Here is a 16891-nt window from a genome sequence, read left to right as displayed (position 1 = left end):
GTTTCGCGGGTTCCGCAAAATGGTTTCATGAATACGCCCGGTTGGTTTCGCCGGGCTTGCAGCCTTCACCGGCCTCAGGCGGCCGCCCGGCCGATATCGTCCCGGATCGAGCGCGCCGCCCAAACGAACAGGAGCGCCCCCAGCATGGTCGTGACCGCCGCGGAAAGCAGGGAGTAGCGCACGGCGTCGGCGCCGTAAGCGCCCTTCAGGGCGTCGTTGACCATGCCAACGGCGAGCGGGCCGACGCCCTGGCCGAAGCAGGTGGCGGTGAGCGCGATCAGGGCGGAGGCCAGCGCCCGCATGCTCGGCTTGGCCACCGTCTGCGCGATCGCGAAGATCGGCCCGAGATGGAAGCCGACCAGGAACGAGGTCAGCGCCAGCATGGCGACCATCATCGCAAAGTCCTGCGTCAGCATGCAGAGGGCGAACACCGGCCCGGCAAGGCCCGAGGTGATCGCGGGCGCCCACAGTTTCCAGCGGTCGTCGCGGCGGCAGATCTGCGCCACCACGAAGCCGCCGAGCAGGGTGCCGGCCATGCCGGCGAGCCCCTTGAAGGTACCGGCATAGGTGCCGATCTCGGCGCTCGACAGATGGTGCACGCGCGCCAGGAACGGCGGGATCCAGGCCGCGGTCGCGTAGTTCGTGTAAGTGGTGAGACAGAAGCCGATCAGCACGATGATGAAGCTCTGCTGCGAGGCCAGGAAACGCAGCGTCGGCCCGAGCGGCTCGGGCACGAAATTCTCCTGCATGGCGCCGCGCTTCGGTTCGGAGATCGTCAGCCACAGGACAATAGCGAGCAGGATACCGGGCAGGCCCGCGACGTAGAACGCCATCCGCCAGCCATAGTGCTGGTTGACGTAGCCGCCGACGAAATAACCGAGGAAGACGCCGAGATAGGTACCGACGGCGTAGATGCCGAGCGCGCGCGGACGCTCGTTCTTGGCGAAAAGGTCGGCGACGATGGATTGCGAGGCGGGCGAGCCTGCGGATTCGCCGATGCCGACGCCGATCCTCGCCAGTGCCAGCGACGTGACGCTCGAAGCGGCGCCGCACAGCGCCGTCATCGCACTCCAGAACGCGAATGCGGCGGCGACAATGTTGCGCCGGTTGAGCCGGTCGGCGACGCGCGCGATGGGAATGCCGAGCAGGGAGTAGAACAGCGCGAAGCCGAAGCCCGCGAGCAGGCCCATCATGGTGTCGCTGAGCTGAAACTCCTTCTTGATCGGCTCGATCAGGACGTTGAAGATCGTGCGGTCGAGAAAGTTCAGCGCGTAGATGATCGTGAGCAGGCCCAGCACGTAATAGCGCCGCGCCGGGGGTCTTGCCGTCGCGGCCGTTTGCACCGACATTTGTGACGTCACATCGACCATCGCTTCCCCCAATTAGTCTTTGTTATCGTTGTCGGTCCAGCTTTCATTGGCGTTGGCTGCTTCACGCGTCGCGGATGTAATTCCCCGCTTCGAATTCGACCGGAGGCGCGCTCACACCGAAGGAGATTCCGATCGGATCGCGGCCTGCTTCGATCGCCTCGAGCTGCTCGCTCAGCATGCGCCGGATCAAGAGGATGCCGCGGTCGCTCTGGCCGAAATGCTCCTCGGAATGGATGGTCTGCGGTCCCTGGCCGACCTGGGCTTCGTAGTCGCCCGGAAACTGCTGGTGCTCTTCCTCCGTCATGTCCCACCAGAATTTGCCGTTGAATTTCGAGCGCATGCGCCCGATGTCGCCGGGGTTCTTGACGCGGCCGGCGACGTAGATGCGGAACGAGGTGTCGTCGATCGGCAGCGTCCAGCCGATCGACTCAACGCGGGCGAATTGCGCCACGCGCGGGTTCGGCACGACGCGCAAGGTGGGGAGCGCCGCCTCGGTGACGCGGTAAAACACCTTGCCGTCATCCTGCTTGCGGATCGAGCGCACGGCGATCCCACGCGGGGTCTTGTCGAACGTCACCTCCGGCATCGATGCCATCATGTTGGTGAATTGGGGACCCGAGAACGAGCCGTGCAGCACCGGCACGTGGTAGGGATCGACCACGTTCTCGAAATGCTGGAGCCAGTTGCAGGGGATGATCGCGGGACCACCGCCGCCGATCGAGGAATCGTCCGCCTCCACGAACTCGCCGTCGTCCATGGCCTCCAGGCATTCATAGGCCGGTAGCACCGGGCGTTTCTCGGCCGGGCCCAGATAGGCGAAGATCAGCCCGTAGCGCTCCTCGACCGGATACCAGGGCTGGCGCACCTTGTCCTTGAACTGGCCGCCGTCGGGCTCGCAGGGCTGCTCCAGGCAACGACCCTCGGTGTCGAACTTCCAGCCGTGATAGCAGCAGCGGATGCCGTCCTCTTCGACCTTGCCGTAATAGAGCGTGGTGCCGCGATGGCAGCAGCGGGCGTGCAGCAGACCAGCGCGGCCGTGCCTGTCGCGGAACAGCACCAGATCCTCGCCGAGCGCGCGAACCTTTTTCGGGGTGTCGGTGGCATCGCTGATGAGCCCGACCGGATGCCAGTAGCGTCGCAGCAGTTCGCCCATCGGCGTGCCGCGCACGACCGAGGTGAGTTCGGTGCGCGTGTGCGCCGGCTTCATCGCATAGGCCGTGCCGAGATCGCGATCTCGCTGGGTGATGGTCATGCTGATCCTCCCGCTGTCGGCCTCAATGGCCATTTTGAGCTAGTCAAAGGTAGGTCGATGACAATGTCAACGAATTTCCAAATGCCTCTTAGTCGCATCCGGATCAGGCTGGGGAGGTTGCGCTACCAAAGCTTGGCACGCCTCGGCTTTCTTGGCAGAGGTGGATCATGAGCCAGATCGAGAGCAGGGGCGGGTCGTCGCCCGAGACGGACGCGAGCGATCCGCCGGCGCCGATCACTGTCATGCTGTCGTCGCGGCTGATGGTGCTGGCCAATTTGCTCAAGCGCGGCGCCATCCTGCGCTACAAGCGTCTCGCCGGCTTGTCCTCGGTCGAGTTTGGCCTGGTCGCCTCGCTCGGCCGGCGGCCGCCGATGAGCGTGGCGCGGCTTGCGGAAGCTGTCGGCCAGGACAAGGGGCAAATCAGCCGCGCGCTTGCGGAACTCGTATCGCGCAAGCTGATCGCGAAATCAGCGAACCCGAAGGACAGCCGCGAGGTGCTGGTCTCGTTGACCGCAACGGGCCTTGCGGCGCATGATGCGATCGTCGCCGGAGCGCAGGAGCGCAATCGGCGTTTGCGCGAACATCTGAGCGAAGCCGAGTTCGAGACGTTGTTGCAGCAGGTCGATTTATTGACGACGATCGCCGCCGAGCTGCTCAAGAGCGAGAAGATTTCGCGCTGACGTTTCGGCAATCCGGGACATGTTGGATCGCTTCCAAGAACCTTTCCAAGAACCCTTCCAAGACTCTTTCTAAGAGGCTTTCAATTAGGGAATTCGTGCGCGCTCCCCTAAGCGTCACCGCAAGCGCATGCCCTCATGGGACTGACGGCATGCGCAAATCAAAACACGCAGTTTTGGGGGTGCGCGTTGAACAGTCTTGGAATGCTGCGGTCGGCCGTATTGGCGACCGCATCCGCTTGGGTCTTGCTGCCGCAGGCATCGCTTGCACAATCTCCTCCGCAGAGTGGCGCGCAGAACATTCCGTCGGTAACCGTCACTGCGCCGGAAGCGCGCCGCCGGGCGGCGCCCTCCGTCCAGCGCCGCGCGCCGCGATCATCCCAGCAGACCGCCAACCGAAGCAGGCCGCAGCCGCAGCGCGATGTCGGTTTCGTCGAAACCCCGCGCGGCCCGGTGCACGGCTACGTCGCCGGTCGCAGCTCGTCCGGCACCAAGACCAACACGCCGATCATGGAGACGCCGCAGGCGGTCTCGGTGATTGGCGCGGAGCAGATCCGCGACCAGAAGGCGAACAAGCTCGACGAGGTCCTGCGCTATACTGCCGGCGTCCGCGCCGGGACCTTCGGCGCGGACACGCGCAACGATTGGTGGCTGATCCGCGGCTTCAAGTCTGACGACGTCGGACTGTTCCTCGACGGCATGCAGCTGTTCTACACGTCCTATGCGAGCTGGAAGCTTCAGACGCCCAACATGGAGCGGGTCGAGGTGCTGCGCGGCCCGTCTGCGGTGCTCTATGGCGGATCGAGCCCGAGCGGCATCGTCAACGTCATCAGCAAGATGCCGCCGGCGGAGCCTGTCCGTTTCATCGAGACCGGCGTCAACAATTTCGGCAACGCCTATGTCGGCTTCGATGTCGGCGGCCCGGTCGCGACGAGCCCTGAGAACGGCAAGCTGTTCTACCGCGTCGTCGGCCAGGTCCAAAACGGCCCGACGCAGGTCGATTTCACGCCCGATAACAACTACTTCATCGCGCCGTCGGTGACCTGGAAGCCGGACGCCGACACGACGTTCACGGTGCTGGCTTCAGCTTCCCGGCAGGAAACCCGCGGCATCAACTTCCTGCCCTATGAGGGCACGGTGACCAACGCTCGGTTCGGCAAGATCCCGACCAGCTTTTTCGCCGGTGATCCCAGCGTCGACAAGTTCACGCGCGAGCAGGAGATGCTGGGCTATCAGTTCGAGCGCAATCTCACGGATGATCTGACGTTCCGGCAGAATGCGCGGTTTGCCCATGTCGACGTGACCTATCGCGGCTACGTCGGCAACAATTGGGCTGACATCAACACGGCCAGTCTCGGTCGCTATAATTGGTATGCGAAGAACACCGCAAACCAGGCCAATCTCGACAACCAGCTGGAGTACCGCTTCAACACCGGCGCGGTGCGGCACACGATGCTGTTCGGGGTCGATTTGAAGGGTTATCAGATCGACGACTATCAGGCTTTCAACTTCGGCACCGTTCCTTCGATCAACGTCTTCAATCCCGCCTATGGATTTGACATTCCGTTGACGGGCGCGCCGTTCCGCAACTTCCAGATCACGCAGAAGCAGGCCGGCACCTATCTTCAGGACCAGATGAAGCTCGGCAACTTCACGCTGGTGCTGAGCGGCCGCAACGATTGGGTCGAGACGACGCAGGCTGGCCGTGATACCGGCGCCACGCTTGCCAGCCGCGACGACAGCAGGTTCAGCGGGCGCGCCGGGCTGATCTACAATTTCGACAACGGCATCGCGCCTTATGTGTCTTACGCCACGAGCTACAACCCAATCATCGGCCTCAACGCGCAAAACCAGCTGTTCCTGCCGGAGACCGGCCAGCAGGCGGAAATCGGGGTGAAGGTCGCGCCGAGGGGATTTGACGGCTACTTCACCGCCTCGGTGTTCGACCTGAAGCGCCAGAACGTGGCCACCACTGATCCTATTATCACGACCTTGCAGAACCAGACCGGCGAGGTGACATCGCGCGGCATCGAGCTCGAAGCGGTGGCGAACGCCACGCGTGAGCTGAAGCTGATCGGCTCGTTCACGGCCTACCATTTGTTCAACAGCAGGGACCTGGACCCGTCTTTGGTCGGCAAGACCCCGACCAACACGCCTGAGCTCCTGGTGTCCGGCTGGGCGGACTACACCTTCAAGGACGGGCCGCTCGCGGGGTTCGGTTTCGGCGGCGGTGTCCGCTATATCGGTTCGTCGTGGGCCGATACCGCCAATACCCTCGAGGTTCCCGCGGTCGTGCTCGGCGATCTCGCGCTCCATTACGAGTGGCAGAACTGGCGCACCGCGCTGAACGTGATCAATTTGACCGACAAGGTCTATGTCGCGAGCTGCGCGGCGGCGTCCTCCTGCTTCTACGGCGACCGCCGGCGCGTCACCGCCAGCATTTCCTACAAATGGTGAGGCAAATGACGAGAACAGGCGAGGGAAGGCCATCGTGAGAGCCTGACCGGCTCGTCACCCGGCTTCCACCACGAGATCGATGAGCTCGCGGGTCATGCCCCCCGGCCCGAAGCTCATGCGAGCGCGGCGCGCGACGACCCAGCCACGTTGCCGCCGCGCTCGTCACTGATTTCTCCGCCGCGGCGGAAGCGGGCGCCGCCCACCCGACGCATTCGCCAGACGAGCCCGGGTCCGATCGTGATGCATGGCTCCCGGATCGCTCTCCGATGGTGGGCGCGCCTGTCCTCGTTGTGATCTGGACTTTGCTGCGTCGCGGCCTAGATAAGGTGAGCCTTCCCAACAACGGACGTCACGGCCCAGCGCGTGTGGACTGATCGGGGCGCCCTTGCTGGGGCGATCGATCTGCTCCATACCAGCCGCGGGGTGATTCCGGGATTTCCACCGTTCTGAGGGCGACAAAGGGCCTAAAAAGAGCGTGTCTTGCGCCCATTGGTGCACTGCGCTAAGGCTCAGAACAATTCCAAACTGGACGAATCCGTGGCTGTCCCGAGGCTGCGGGAAAAAGGGCTCGTCAATGAGCGGCATTCTGCAGAACTATCTTCCACTCGTCGTCTTCATAGGGGTAGCGGGCCTCATTGGCCTAGTGCTGCTGATCGCGCCGTTCATCGTGGCGTTCCAGCAGCCGGACCCGGAAAAGCTGTCGGCGTATGAGTGCGGTTTCAACGCCTTCGACGACGCCCGCATGAAGTTCGACGTCCGCTTCTATCTGGTCGCCATCCTCTTCATCATCTTCGATCTGGAAGTGGCGTTCCTGTTTCCCTGGGCGGTGGCGTTCGGCAAGCTTGGCGCGACCGGCTTCTGGTCCATGGTGGTGTTCCTTGGCGTGCTGACGGTCGGGTTCGCCTATGAATGGAAGAAAGGCGCACTGGAATGGGATTGAACCCTGTGTCATCCGCCGGTCCGGTTCTCGCGCCGGCCCCCAAGGGCATCCTGGACCCGTCGACCGGCAAGCCGGTCGGGGCCAATGATCCGTTCTTCCTCGAGGTCAATTCGGAACTGTCCGATAAGGGCTTCTTCGTCGCCGCAACCGATGACCTCATCACCTGGGCGCGCACCGGCTCGCTGATGTGGATGACCTTCGGTCTCGCCTGCTGCGCGGTCGAGATGATGCAGGTCTCGATGCCGCGCTACGACGTCGAGCGCTTCGGATTCGCGCCGCGCGCCTCGCCGCGTCAGTCGGACGTAATGATCGTCGCGGGGACCCTGACCAACAAGATGGCGCCGGCGCTGCGCAAGGTCTACGACCAGATGCCCGAGCCGCGTTACGTCATCTCGATGGGCTCCTGCGCCAACGGCGGCGGCTATTATCACTATTCCTACTCGGTCGTGCGCGGTTGCGACCGGATCGTGCCGATCGACATCTACGTGCCGGGCTGCCCGCCCACGGCGGAAGCGCTGCTCTACGGCGTGCTGCTGCTGCAGAAGAAGATCCGCCGCACCGGCACCATCGAACGCTAAGGTTTTACGTCATGGACGACGCCAAGCTCGACGCCCTGGGGCAGACGATCGTTAGCGCGCTTCCGGGCGCCGCCATCGGTCATTCGGTGGCCTTCAACCAGCTCACAGTGGATGTCGAGGTCAGCAAGATCGTCGAGGTGGTCAAGTACCTCCGCGATGACCCGAACTGCCGCTTCATCAACTTCACCGACATCACGGCCGCGGATTATCCGTCGCGCGAAAAACGCTTCGACGTGATCTATCACTTCCTGTCACCGACCCTGAACGCGCGGGTTCGGCTCAAGGCCCAGGCCGACGAGACCACGCAGGTGCCGTCGCTGATCGAGGTGTTTCCCGGCGCCGACTGGTTCGAGCGCGAAGCCTACGACCTCTACGGCGTGATCTTCGTCGGCCATCCCGACATGCGCCGCCTCCTGACCGATTACGGCTTCGAAGGTCATCCGCTGCGCAAGGATTTCCCGACCACCGGCTTCCTCGAGGTCCGCTATGACGACCAGGAGAAGCGGGTGGTGTACGAGCCGGTCAGGCTCAACCAGGAATTCCGCAAGTTCGACTTTTTGTCCCCGTGGGAGGGCGCCGACTATCCGGTCCTTCCGGGCGATGAAAAAGCGGGGCCGAAGGTCTGAACATGAACGAGCAACCCGAACAGCTTCGCAACTTTACGATCAACTTCGGACCGCAGCATCCGGCTGCGCACGGTGTTCTTCGTCTTGTGCTTGAATTGGATGGTGAGGTCGTCGCCCGCGTCGATCCCCATATCGGCCTGCTCCACCGCGGCACCGAAAAGCTGATCGAGCAGAAGACCTATCTGCAGGCGATCCCTTATTTCGACCGTCTCGACTACGTCGCGCCGATGAACCAGGAGCACGCCTTCTGCATGGCTGCAGAAAAGCTGCTCGGCATCGAGGTGCCACGCCGCGCGCAGCTGATCCGCGTGCTCTATTGCGAGATCGGCCGCATCCTGTCGCATTTGCTCAACGTCACCACGCAGGCCATGGACGTCGGCGCGCTGACCCCGCCGCTGTGGGGTTTCGAAGAGCGCGAAAAGCTGATGGTGTTCTACGAGCGCGCCTCCGGCAGCCGCATGCACGCAGCCTACTTCCGCGTCGGCGGCGTGCATCAGGACCTGCCGCAGAAGCTGGTCGACGACATCGACGCCTGGTGCGACCCATTCCTGAAAGTGGTCGAGGATCTCGACCGGCTGCTCACCGCCAACCGCATCTTCAAGCAGCGCAACGTCGACATCGGCGTCGTGTCGCTGAAGGAAGCCTGGGAGTGGGGCTTCTCCGGCGTGATGGTGCGCGGTTCGGGCGCGGCCTGGGATCTGCGCAAGTCGCAGCCCTATGAATGCTACGCCGAGCTGGATTTCGACATCCCGATCGGCAAGAACGGCGACTGCTACGACCGCTATCTGATCCGCATGGAAGAGATGCGCCAGTCCGTGCGCATCATGAAGCAGTGCATCCAGAAGCTGAACGTAGCCGAAGGGAAGGGTCCCGTCGTCGTCGAAGACAACAAGGTCGCGCCGCCGCGCCGTGGCGAGATGAAGCGCTCGATGGAAGCGCTGATCCATCACTTCAAGCTCTACACCGAAGGCGTCCACGTGCCGGCCGGCGAGGTCTACGCCGCGGTCGAGGCGCCGAAGGGCGAGTTCGGCGTCTTTCTGATCTCCGACGGCACCAACAAGCCGTACAAGTGCAAGATCCGCGCGCCGGGCTTTGCCCATCTCCAGGCCATGGACCATATCTGCCGCGGTCATCTGCTCGCCGACGTCTCGGCGATCCTCGGCTCGCTCGACATCGTGTTCGGAGAGGTCGATCGGTGATGGCGCAGGCGCCGATCCAGTTTGACCGCGCCTCGGGGGCCCTTGAAGGGGCCAACCTGTGGGAGCGGACGGCTGCCTTGGCGCTGGTGACGGGATCGAAGATCTCCTCGCACTTCTCGCATATGGGCTACATCGCCTGCGCCAATCTGCTGCGGAAGACGCTGCCCGAGCGCAACATCGCGATCAAGCTCAACCCCGACGCCGTGTTCGAATTTCCCTACGGCGACGGCTATTGGAGCAAGCTGCTCAACCGCTCCTATAATTACGAGGACGAGCTGGAGCTGTTGTTCGCAGACTCCATCGACGTCGACTACACGCTGCTCGATTGCGGCGCGAATTACGGCTATTGGTCGGTGCTGGTGTCGAGCAAGCCGTTCGGTTCGCACAAGGCGATCGCGATCGAGCCGTCGGGGCAGAACCATCCGAAGCTCGCCAACAACGCCCGCATCAACGGCAGCCGCTTCGAGACCATGAAATGCGCGATCGGTGCGGCCCGTGGCACCGCGCGTCTGTCAGGCACCAAGCACGAGGCCTTCAGCATCGCCGGCGATGCGTCGGCGGGCGGCGAGGACGTGCCGGTCATCGCGCTCGATAATCTGATCGACGACGGCAAGATCGCAGGCACCGGCAAGTACCTGATCAAGCTCGACGTCGAAGGCGTCGAGATCGAGGCGATCAAGGGCGGCGCCCGGCTGCTCCAGGCCGACAGCGTCATCATGTGCGAGGAGCACGGCAGCGACCGTTCGCATGCGGTCTCGCGCTACATCCTCGAACACACCCCGCTGAAGCTGATCGTCTATGATCCCAGCACAAGGCGTATGGAGACGGTGACCGAGCTGTCGATCCTCGACCGCATCAAGGTCTCGACCCACGTCGGCTACAATGTTTTCGGCACCGCAAGCGCATTCTGGCAGGACAGGATCAATGCCCTGAATGCGAAAACCGCGCGCCGCATGCAGTGAGAGATTGAAGAGATGTCCGTTCGCCGATTAGCACCGAAGGAAGTCCAGCCCGCGAGCTTTGCGTTCACGGAGGAGAACCTCGCGTTCGCCAAGCAGCAGATCGCGAAATATCCGGCCGGGCGCCAGGCTTCGGCCGTCATCGCCATTCTCTGGCGCGTTCAGGAACAGCACGACGGCTGGGTCTCGGAGGCCGCGATCCGCGCGGTCGCCGATATGCTCGACATGCCCTATATCCGCGTGCTCGAAGTCGCGACCTTCTACACGATGTTCCAGCTGGCCCCGGTCGGCAAGAAGGCCCACGTCCAGGTCTGCGGCACCACGCCGTGCCGCCTGCGCGGCGCCGAGGATCTGATCCACGTCTGCGAGCACCGCATCCATCACGAGCCCTTCCATCTCTCCAAGGACGGCAATTTCAGCTGGGAGGAGGTGGAGTGCCTCGGTGCCTGCGTGAACGCGCCGATGGTGCTGATCGGCAAGGACACCTATGAGGATCTGACCAAGGAAAGCTTCGGCAAGGTGCTCGACGGCTTTGCGTCGGGCAATCCGCCCAAGCCCGGTCCGCAGAACGGCCGCCAGTTCTCGGCGCCGACCGGTGGGCCGACCACGCTGAAGGAAATCACCTGATGCGTGATTTCTCGCCGCCAGTTGAAGGGAGCAGTGTTGTGAAGAAGTGGGGCTTCGTCGCGATGCATTCCGCCGTGGCGGCCACGTTCATTTTCCTGCTTCAGCGCTTCGCCCTCAACGCGACGCTGGAATCCAGTCTGCTCTGGGCGCTGACCTTCGCCGTCTGCGCCGCCGGGCTTGCCTACAAGCAAGCCAACCGTTGATCGGAAAGCACTGACATGCTCGAGGACAAGGACCGCATCTTCAAGAACCTCTACGGCCTCCACGATTGGGGGCTCGAGGGCGCGCGGCGCCGCGGCGCCTGGGATGGCACGAAGAACATCATCGACAAGGGCCGTGACTGGATCATCAATGAGATGAAGGCGTCGGGGCTGCGCGGCCGCGGTGGCGCCGGCTTCCCGACCGGCCTGAAATGGTCGTTCATGCCCAAGGAATCGACCGACGGCCGGCCGAGCTATCTCGTCGTCAACGCCGACGAATCCGAGCCCGGGACCTGCAAGGATCGCGAGATCATGCGGCACGATCCGCATCTCCTGATCGAGGGCTGCCTGATCGCCAGCTGCGCGATGAACGCCCATGCCTGCTACATCTATGTCCGCGGCGAGTTCATCCGCGAGCGCGAGCATCTCCAGGCGGCGATCGACCAGGCCTATGAGGCCAAGCTGGTCGGCAAGGACAATGTCAACGGCTGGCCGTTCGACATCTACGTCGCCCACGGCGCCGGCGCCTATATCTGCGGCGAGGAAACCGCGCTGCTCGAGAGCCTCGAAGGCAAGAAGGGCCAGCCGCGCTTGAAGCCGCCGTTCCCGGCCAATGTCGGCCTGTATGGCTGCCCCACCACCGTCAACAATGTCGAGTCGATCGCGGTCGCGCCGGACATTCTGCGCCGTGGTGCGGCGTGGTTCGCCGGCATCGGCCGTCCCAACAATGTAGGCACCAAGCTGTTCTGCATCTCCGGCCATGTCGAGCGGCCCTGCAACGTCGAAGAAGCCATGGGCATTCCGTTCCGTGAGCTGATCGAGAAGCATTGCGGCGGCATCCGCGGCGGCTGGGACAACCTCAAGGCCGTGATCCCCGGCGGCTCCTCGGTGCGCATGGTGCCGGCCGAGCAGATCATCGACACGCCGATGGATTTCGACTCCTTGAGCAAGCTGCGCTCGGGCCTCGGCACCGCGGCCGTGATCGTGATGGACAAGTCGACCGATTTGATCCGCGCCATCGCCCGCATCTCCTATTTCTACAAGCACGAGAGCTGCGGCCAGTGCACGCCGTGCCGCGAGGGCACCGGCTGGATGTGGCGCGTCTTGACCCGCATGGCAGACGGTCGCGCCCACAAGCGCGAAATCGACATGCTGCTGGAAGTCACCAAACAGGTCGAAGGCCACACCATCTGCGCGCTCGGCGACGCGGCGGCGTGGCCGATCCAGGGCCTGATCGCGCATTTCCGTCATGAGATCGAAGCGCGCATCGACCAATATTCGCACAAGGCCGACATTGACGATGCCGGCGTCCGCGATCCCGTGAACATGGTCGCGGCGGAGTAGAGACAATGACCAAGCTCATCATCGACGGTAAAGAGATCGATGTCCCCGCCGAATACACGCTGCTCCAGGCGTGCGAGGCGGCCGGCGCCGAGATTCCGCGCTTCTGCTATCACGAGCGGCTGTCGATCGCCGGCAATTGCCGGATGTGCCTCGTCGAGGTGAAGGGCGGCCCGAAGCCGGTCGCGAGCTGCGCCTGGGGCGTGCGCGATTGCCGTCCGGGTCCCAAGGGCGAGCCGCCGGAAATCTCCACCCGTTCGCCGATGGTGAAGAAGGCGCGCGAAGGCGTGATGGAATTCCTCCTCATCAACCATCCGCTGGATTGCCCGATCTGCGACCAGGGCGGCGAGTGCGACCTGCAGGACCAGGCGATGGGCTACGGTGTCGACACCAGCCGCTTCGCCGAGAACAAGCGCGCGGTCGAGGACAAATATCTCGGCGCACTGGTCAAGACCTCGATGAACCGCTGCATCCAGTGCACCCGTTGCGTCCGCTTCTCGGCGGAAGTCGCCGGCGCCCCCGAAATGGGCGCGACCGGCCGCGGCGAGGATATGGAGATCACGACCTATCTCGAGCACGCGCTGACGTCGGAGCTTCAGGGCAATCTCGTCGATATCTGCCCGGTCGGCGCGCTGACCTCGAAGCCCTATGCCTTCGCCGCGCGCCCGTGGGAGCTCGGCAAGACCCAGTCGATCGACGTGATGGACGGCGTGGGATCTGCGATCCGCGTCGACACCCGCGGCCGCGAAGTGATGCGTATCCTGCCGCGCGTCAACGAGGCCGTGAACGAGGAGTGGATCTCCGACAAGACCCGTCACGTCGTCGACGGCCTGCGCACCCAGCGCCTCGACCGGCCCTATATCCGCGAAGCCGGCAAGCTGCGCGCGGCGAGCTGGCCCGAGGCCTTTGCCGCGATTGCCTCCAAGGCGGCGCGCACCGACGGCAAGCGGATCGGCGCGATCGCGGGCGACCTCGCCGGCGTCGAAGAGATGTTCGCGCTGAAGGATCTGCTGGCCAAATACGGCTCGGCCAATCTGGCGGTGCAGGGCGGCGACGCCTTCGATCCCGCGCTCGGCCGCGGCTCCTATATCTTCAATCCGACGCTCGCCGGCGTCGAGCAGGCCGATGCGCTGCTCATCATCGGCGCCAATCCGCGGAAAGAGGCGGCCGTGTTCAACGCCCGCATCCGCAAGCGCTGGCGCGCCGGCGGCTTCAAGGTCGGCGTGATCGGCGCCAAGCCCGACCTCACGTACGACTATGATCACCTCGGCGCAGGCACCGACACGCTCGGTGAGCTCGCGGCCGGCAAGCACTCCTTCATGGACGTGCTGAAGAACGCCAAGAACCCGATCATCCTGGTCGGTGCTGGCGCCGCCTCGCGCCACGACGGCGCCGCCATTCTCGGCGCCGCCGCCAAGCTCGCGCTCGACGTCGGTGCGCTCAAGGACGGCTGGAACGGCTTTGGTGTCTTGCATGAGAGCGCTTCGCGCGTCGGTGCGCTCGACATCGGCTTTGTCGCCGGTCAGGGCGGGCTGAACGCAGTGCAGATGACGACGTTCGGGACGCTCGATCTGCTGTTCCTGCTCGGCGCGGACGAGATCAAGCCGTCAGACGGCACCTTCGTCGTCTATATCGGCACCCACGGCGACCGCGGCGCCCATCGCGCCGACGTGATCCTGCCGGCAGCCGCCTATACTGAGAAGTCCGCGATCTACGTCAACACCGAAGGCCGCGTGCAAATGACCGGACGGGCCGCATTCCCGCCGGGTGAGGCCCGCGAGGACTGGGCGATCGTCCGCGCGCTGTCGGAGGCGCTCGGCAAGAAGCTCGGCTATGACTCGCTTTCGGCCCTGCGCCAGGCGATCTTCAAGGCTGTGCCGCATCTGATCCGTCTGGACCAGATCGAGGCCGGCGCGGCCGACCAGATCAAGAAGCTCGCGGGGAAGGGCGGCACGACGGAGAAGGCCCCGTTCAAGCCGCTCGTCGAGGACTTCTATTTGACCAACCCAATCGCGCGTGCGTCCGCCGTGATGGCGGAGTGTTCGCGGCTTGCCTCCGGGCAGATGCTGACCGCAGCGGAGTGAGCTGATGGAATTCTTCGAAAGCGCCTTCTGGACCGGGTTCCTCTGGCCGCTGATCATCATGATCGCGGAGAGCGTCCTGGTGCTGGTCGTCCTGCTGGTGGCGATCGCCTACATCCTGCTCGCCGACCGCAAGATCTGGGCGGCGGTGCAGATCCGCCGCGGCCCTAACGTGGTGGGTCCCTGGGGCCTACTGCAATCCTTCGCCGACCTCCTGAAGTTCGTGCTGAAGGAGCCGATCATCCCGTCCGGCGCCAACAAGGGCGTGTTTCTCCTTGCTCCCTTGGTCTCATGCGTGCTCGCGCTCGCCGCCTGGGCGGTGATCCCGACCAATCTCGGCTGGGTGATCTCCGACATCAATGTCGGCGTCCTCTTCATCTTCGCGATCTCGTCGCTGTCGATCTACGGCATCATCATGGCCGGCTGGTCGTCGAACTCGAAATATCCGTTCCTGGCGGCGCTGCGCTCGGCGGCGCAGATGGTGTCCTACGAGGTCTCGATCGGCTTCGTCATCATCACGGTGCTGCTCTGCGCCGGCACGCTGAACCTCTCGGCCGTGGTCGAGGCGCAGCATGTCCGCGGCCTCGCCAGCCTGATCGGGTTGCCGCAGCTCACGATCCTGAACTGGTACGTCTGGCCGCTGTTCCCGATGTTCGTGATCTTCTACGTCTCGGCGCTGGCGGAAACCAACCGCCCGCCGTTCGACCTCGTCGAAGCGGAATCCGAGCTCGTCGCCGGCTTCATGGTCGAGTACGGCTCGACGCCGTATCTTCTGTTCATGCTCGGCGAGTATGTCGCGATCGCCACGATGTGCGCGATGGCGACGATCCTGTTCCTCGGAGGCTGGCTGCCGCCGGTGGACCTGCCGCCCTTCAACTGGGTGCCGGGCATCATCTGGTTCTCGCTGAAACTGTTCTTCATGTTCTTCCTGTTCGCGATGGCCAAGGCGATCGTGCCGCGCTACCGCTACGATCAACTGATGCGCCTCGGCTGGAAGGTCTTCCTGCCGTTGTCGCTGGCAATGGTGATCGTGGTGGCCGGTGTGCTGCACTTTGCCGGCATCGCGCCGAAGTGAGGGCCGTCATGGGTATCAACATCAACGCCACTGCACGCTCGCTCCTGTTGTCGGAATTCGTCTCGGCGTTCTTCCTCGCCATGCGCTATTTCTTCCAGCCGAAGCCGACGCTGAACTATCCCTTCGAGAAGGGCCCGATCTCGCCGCGCTTCCGCGGCGAGCATGCGTTGCGCCGCTATCCGAACGGCGAGGAACGCTGCATCGCCTGCAAGCTGTGCGAAGCGGTCTGCCCGGCGCAGGCCATCACCATCGAGGCCGGCCCGCGCCGCAACGACGGCACCCGCCGCACCGTGCGCTACGACATCGACATGGTGAAGTGCATCTATTGCGGCCTCTGCCAGGAAGCCTGTCCGGTCGATGCCATCGTCGAAGGTCCGAACTTCGAGTTCGCGACCGAGACCCGCGAGGAACTGTTTTATGACAAGGCCAAGCTGCTCGCCAATGGCGACCGCTGGGAACGCGAGATCGCGAAGGCGATCGAGCTCGATGCGCCGTACCGGTGAGATGAGAGCATGATCCTTCCCGCGCTGTTCTTCTATCTGTTCGCCGGCGTCTGCGTCGCCTCGGCGGTGATGGTGATTGTCTCGCGCAATCCCGTGCACTCCGTGCTGTACCTGATCCTGGCCTTCGTCAACGCCTCTGGCCTGTTCGTGCTGATGGGCGCCGAGTTCCTGGCGATGATCCTGATCGTCGTCTATGTCGGCGCCGTCGCCGTGCTGTTCCTGTTCGTGATCATGATGCTCGACGTCGATTTCCTCGAGCTGCGCGAGGGCTTCATCGAGTACCTCCCGGTCGGCCTCGTGATCGGCGGCATCTTCCTGTTCGAGCTGCTGCTCACGGTCGGGTTCTGGGTCATCAACCCCGGCGTCGCCAAGACGATCACGGCGGCGATCCCGGCCAACGTCTCCAATACCGAGGCGCTGGGCCTGGTGCTCTATACCAAGTACATCCACTACTTCCAGCTCTCGGGCATGGTGCTGCTGGTCGCGATGATCGGCGCTATCGTGCTGACACTGCGTCACAAGGCGAGCGTCAAGCGGCAGGACATCAACGTTCAGAACGCGCGCACGCCCGAAATAGCGATGGCGATACGCAAGGTGGCGCCGGGGCAGGGGCTCCAGGATTCTGACGCGGCGGAGTGGGTGAAATGACGATCGGGCTCGGACACTATCTTGCGGTCGGCGCGATCCTGTTCACGCTCGGGATCCTCGGCATCTTCCTCAATCGCAAGAACATCATCGTCATCCTGATGTCGATCGAGCTGATCCTGCTCGCGGTCAACGTCAACCTCGTGGCGTTCTCGACCTTCCTCGGCGACATCGTCGGGCAGGTCTTCGCGCTCCTGGTGCTCACCGTCGCGGCCGCTGAAGCCGCGATCGGTCTCGCCATCCTGGTGGTCTATTTCCGCAACCGCGGCTCGATCGCGGTTGAGGACGTCAATCTGATGAAGGGCTGATCGCATGATCCGGAAAAGTGGACACCGGTTTTCCGACCAGATCATGCGGAAAG

General features: G+C 63.9%; 17 protein-coding genes. 15 read left to right on the top strand and 2 right to left on the bottom strand.

The genetic code is table 11. The features are described 5' to 3' along the window. Positions 1–74 precede the first annotated feature (74 nt). Both BRA1417_RS0125625 and BRA1417_RS0125620 read right to left on the bottom strand, forming a co-directional pair. Complete coding sequence (locus tag BRA1417_RS0125625) at positions 75–1370, bottom strand: MFS transporter (protein WP_027518256.1); 1296 nt, start codon at positions 1368–1370, stop codon at positions 75–77. Between the two features lie 61 nt (positions 1371–1431). Then, positions 1432–2622 carry an aromatic ring-hydroxylating dioxygenase subunit alpha gene (locus tag BRA1417_RS0125620; protein WP_027518255.1) on the bottom strand — a complete coding sequence of 397 codons (1191 nt, stop codon included), beginning with the start codon at positions 2620–2622 and terminating at the stop codon, positions 1432–1434. A gap of 167 nt (positions 2623–2789) precedes the next feature. Here BRA1417_RS0125620 and BRA1417_RS0125615 point away from each other — a divergent pair, with 167 nt between their 5' ends. The 15 genes from BRA1417_RS0125615 to nuoK all read left to right on the top strand — a co-directional run bounded on the left by BRA1417_RS0125615 (position 2790) and on the right by nuoK (position 16838). Further along, positions 2790–3302 (top strand): MarR family winged helix-turn-helix transcriptional regulator, encoded by a 513-nt coding sequence (locus tag BRA1417_RS0125615; RefSeq protein WP_027518254.1) that lies wholly within the window; start codon positions 2790–2792, stop codon positions 3300–3302. 201 nt (positions 3303–3503) lie between these two features. Next, the gene (locus BRA1417_RS0125610) at positions 3504–5756 is read left to right on the top strand and encodes a TonB-dependent siderophore receptor (RefSeq protein ID WP_027518253.1); all 2253 of its coding nucleotides are present in this window, start codon (positions 3504–3506) and stop codon (positions 5754–5756) included. 574 nt (positions 5757–6330) lie between these two features. After that, positions 6331–6696: an NADH-quinone oxidoreductase subunit A gene (locus tag BRA1417_RS0125605; protein WP_007603535.1), complete on the top strand. Its 366-nt coding sequence runs from the start codon at positions 6331–6333 to the stop codon at positions 6694–6696. After that, a complete protein-coding gene (locus BRA1417_RS0125600) occupies positions 6687–7274 on the top strand; it encodes an NADH-quinone oxidoreductase subunit B family protein (RefSeq protein WP_007603537.1) in 588 nt (195 codons plus the stop codon). The genes BRA1417_RS0125605 and BRA1417_RS0125600 overlap by 10 nt, the downstream gene beginning before the upstream one ends. A gap of 11 nt (positions 7275–7285) precedes the next feature. Next, the gene (locus BRA1417_RS0125595) at positions 7286–7900 is read left to right on the top strand and encodes an NADH-quinone oxidoreductase subunit C (protein ID WP_007603539.1); all 615 of its coding nucleotides are present in this window, start codon (positions 7286–7288) and stop codon (positions 7898–7900) included. A gap of 2 nt (positions 7901–7902) precedes the next feature. Further along, on the top strand, positions 7903–9099 hold the full coding sequence (locus BRA1417_RS0125590; RefSeq protein WP_027518252.1) for an NADH-quinone oxidoreductase subunit D: 1197 nt from the start codon (positions 7903–7905) through the stop codon (positions 9097–9099). Next, complete coding sequence (locus BRA1417_RS0125585) at positions 9099–10061, top strand: FkbM family methyltransferase (RefSeq protein ID WP_027518251.1); 963 nt, start codon at positions 9099–9101, stop codon at positions 10059–10061. The genes BRA1417_RS0125590 and BRA1417_RS0125585 overlap by 1 nt, the downstream gene beginning before the upstream one ends. A gap of 12 nt (positions 10062–10073) precedes the next feature. Then, complete coding sequence (gene nuoE, locus BRA1417_RS0125580; RefSeq protein ID WP_007610983.1) at positions 10074–10685, top strand: NADH-quinone oxidoreductase subunit NuoE; 612 nt, start codon at positions 10074–10076, stop codon at positions 10683–10685. Then, positions 10685–10888, top strand: a complete 204-nt coding sequence (locus BRA1417_RS0125575) for a hypothetical protein (RefSeq protein ID WP_027518250.1) — start codon at positions 10685–10687, stop codon at positions 10886–10888. Before nuoE ends, BRA1417_RS0125575 begins: the two co-directional genes overlap by 1 nt. 15 nt (positions 10889–10903) lie before the next feature. Further along, on the top strand, positions 10904–12229 hold the full coding sequence (nuoF, locus tag BRA1417_RS0125570) for an NADH-quinone oxidoreductase subunit NuoF (protein WP_027518249.1): 1326 nt from the start codon (positions 10904–10906) through the stop codon (positions 12227–12229). A 5-nt stretch (positions 12230–12234) separates the two neighbouring features. Then, positions 12235–14310 carry an NADH-quinone oxidoreductase subunit NuoG gene (gene nuoG / locus BRA1417_RS0125565; protein ID WP_027518248.1) on the top strand — a complete coding sequence of 692 codons (2076 nt, stop codon included), beginning with the start codon at positions 12235–12237 and terminating at the stop codon, positions 14308–14310. 4 nt (positions 14311–14314) lie between these two features. Further along, the gene (nuoH, locus tag BRA1417_RS0125560; protein ID WP_007603555.1) at positions 14315–15382 is read left to right on the top strand and encodes an NADH-quinone oxidoreductase subunit NuoH; all 1068 of its coding nucleotides are present in this window, start codon (positions 14315–14317) and stop codon (positions 15380–15382) included. A gap of 14 nt (positions 15383–15396) precedes the next feature. Then, positions 15397–15885, top strand: coding sequence for an NADH-quinone oxidoreductase subunit NuoI (nuoI, locus tag BRA1417_RS0125555; RefSeq protein WP_026232873.1), 489 nt, complete (start codon positions 15397–15399; stop codon positions 15883–15885). Positions 15886–15894: 9 nt separating this feature from the next. Continuing rightward, positions 15895–16533 carry an NADH-quinone oxidoreductase subunit J gene (locus tag BRA1417_RS0125550; protein ID WP_027518246.1) on the top strand — a complete coding sequence of 213 codons (639 nt, stop codon included), beginning with the start codon at positions 15895–15897 and terminating at the stop codon, positions 16531–16533. Next, positions 16530–16838 carry an NADH-quinone oxidoreductase subunit NuoK gene (gene nuoK / locus BRA1417_RS0125545; protein ID WP_007603558.1) on the top strand — a complete coding sequence of 103 codons (309 nt, stop codon included), beginning with the start codon at positions 16530–16532 and terminating at the stop codon, positions 16836–16838. The genes BRA1417_RS0125550 and nuoK overlap by 4 nt, the downstream gene beginning before the upstream one ends. The last annotated feature ends 53 nt before the right edge of the window (positions 16839–16891 follow it).

It is taken from the genome of Bradyrhizobium sp. WSM1417 (genome assembly GCF_000515415.1).
Taxonomy (GTDB): domain Bacteria; phylum Pseudomonadota; class Alphaproteobacteria; order Rhizobiales; family Xanthobacteraceae; genus Bradyrhizobium.
The sequence above is the reverse complement of the archived record's forward strand: the minus strand, read 5'-3'. Positions and strand labels throughout refer to the sequence as shown.

Coding starts and splice junctions, on each gene's coding strand:
- BRA1417_RS0125625 (WP_027518256.1), bottom strand. CDS start 1,370: ATGGTCGATGTGACGTCACAAATGTCGGTGCAAACGGCCGCGACGGCA.
- BRA1417_RS0125620 (WP_027518255.1), bottom strand. CDS start 2,622: ATGACCATCACCCAGCGAGATCGCGATCTCGGCACGGCCTATGCGATG.
- BRA1417_RS0125615 (WP_027518254.1), top strand. CDS start 2,790: ATGAGCCAGATCGAGAGCAGGGGCGGGTCGTCGCCCGAGACGGACGCG.
- BRA1417_RS0125610 (WP_027518253.1), top strand. CDS start 3,504: ATGCTGCGGTCGGCCGTATTGGCGACCGCATCCGCTTGGGTCTTGCTG.
- BRA1417_RS0125605 (WP_007603535.1), top strand. CDS start 6,331: ATGAGCGGCATTCTGCAGAACTATCTTCCACTCGTCGTCTTCATAGGG.
- BRA1417_RS0125600 (WP_007603537.1), top strand. CDS start 6,687: ATGGGATTGAACCCTGTGTCATCCGCCGGTCCGGTTCTCGCGCCGGCC.
- BRA1417_RS0125595 (WP_007603539.1), top strand. CDS start 7,286: ATGGACGACGCCAAGCTCGACGCCCTGGGGCAGACGATCGTTAGCGCG.
- BRA1417_RS0125590 (WP_027518252.1), top strand. CDS start 7,903: ATGAACGAGCAACCCGAACAGCTTCGCAACTTTACGATCAACTTCGGA.
- BRA1417_RS0125585 (WP_027518251.1), top strand. CDS start 9,099: ATGGCGCAGGCGCCGATCCAGTTTGACCGCGCCTCGGGGGCCCTTGAA.
- nuoE (WP_007610983.1), top strand. CDS start 10,074: ATGTCCGTTCGCCGATTAGCACCGAAGGAAGTCCAGCCCGCGAGCTTT.
- BRA1417_RS0125575 (WP_027518250.1), top strand. CDS start 10,685: ATGCGTGATTTCTCGCCGCCAGTTGAAGGGAGCAGTGTTGTGAAGAAG.
- nuoF (WP_027518249.1), top strand. CDS start 10,904: ATGCTCGAGGACAAGGACCGCATCTTCAAGAACCTCTACGGCCTCCAC.
- nuoG (WP_027518248.1), top strand. CDS start 12,235: ATGACCAAGCTCATCATCGACGGTAAAGAGATCGATGTCCCCGCCGAA.
- nuoH (WP_007603555.1), top strand. CDS start 14,315: ATGGAATTCTTCGAAAGCGCCTTCTGGACCGGGTTCCTCTGGCCGCTG.
- BRA1417_RS0125550 (WP_027518246.1), top strand. CDS start 15,895: ATGATCCTTCCCGCGCTGTTCTTCTATCTGTTCGCCGGCGTCTGCGTC.
- nuoK (WP_007603558.1), top strand. CDS start 16,530: ATGACGATCGGGCTCGGACACTATCTTGCGGTCGGCGCGATCCTGTTC.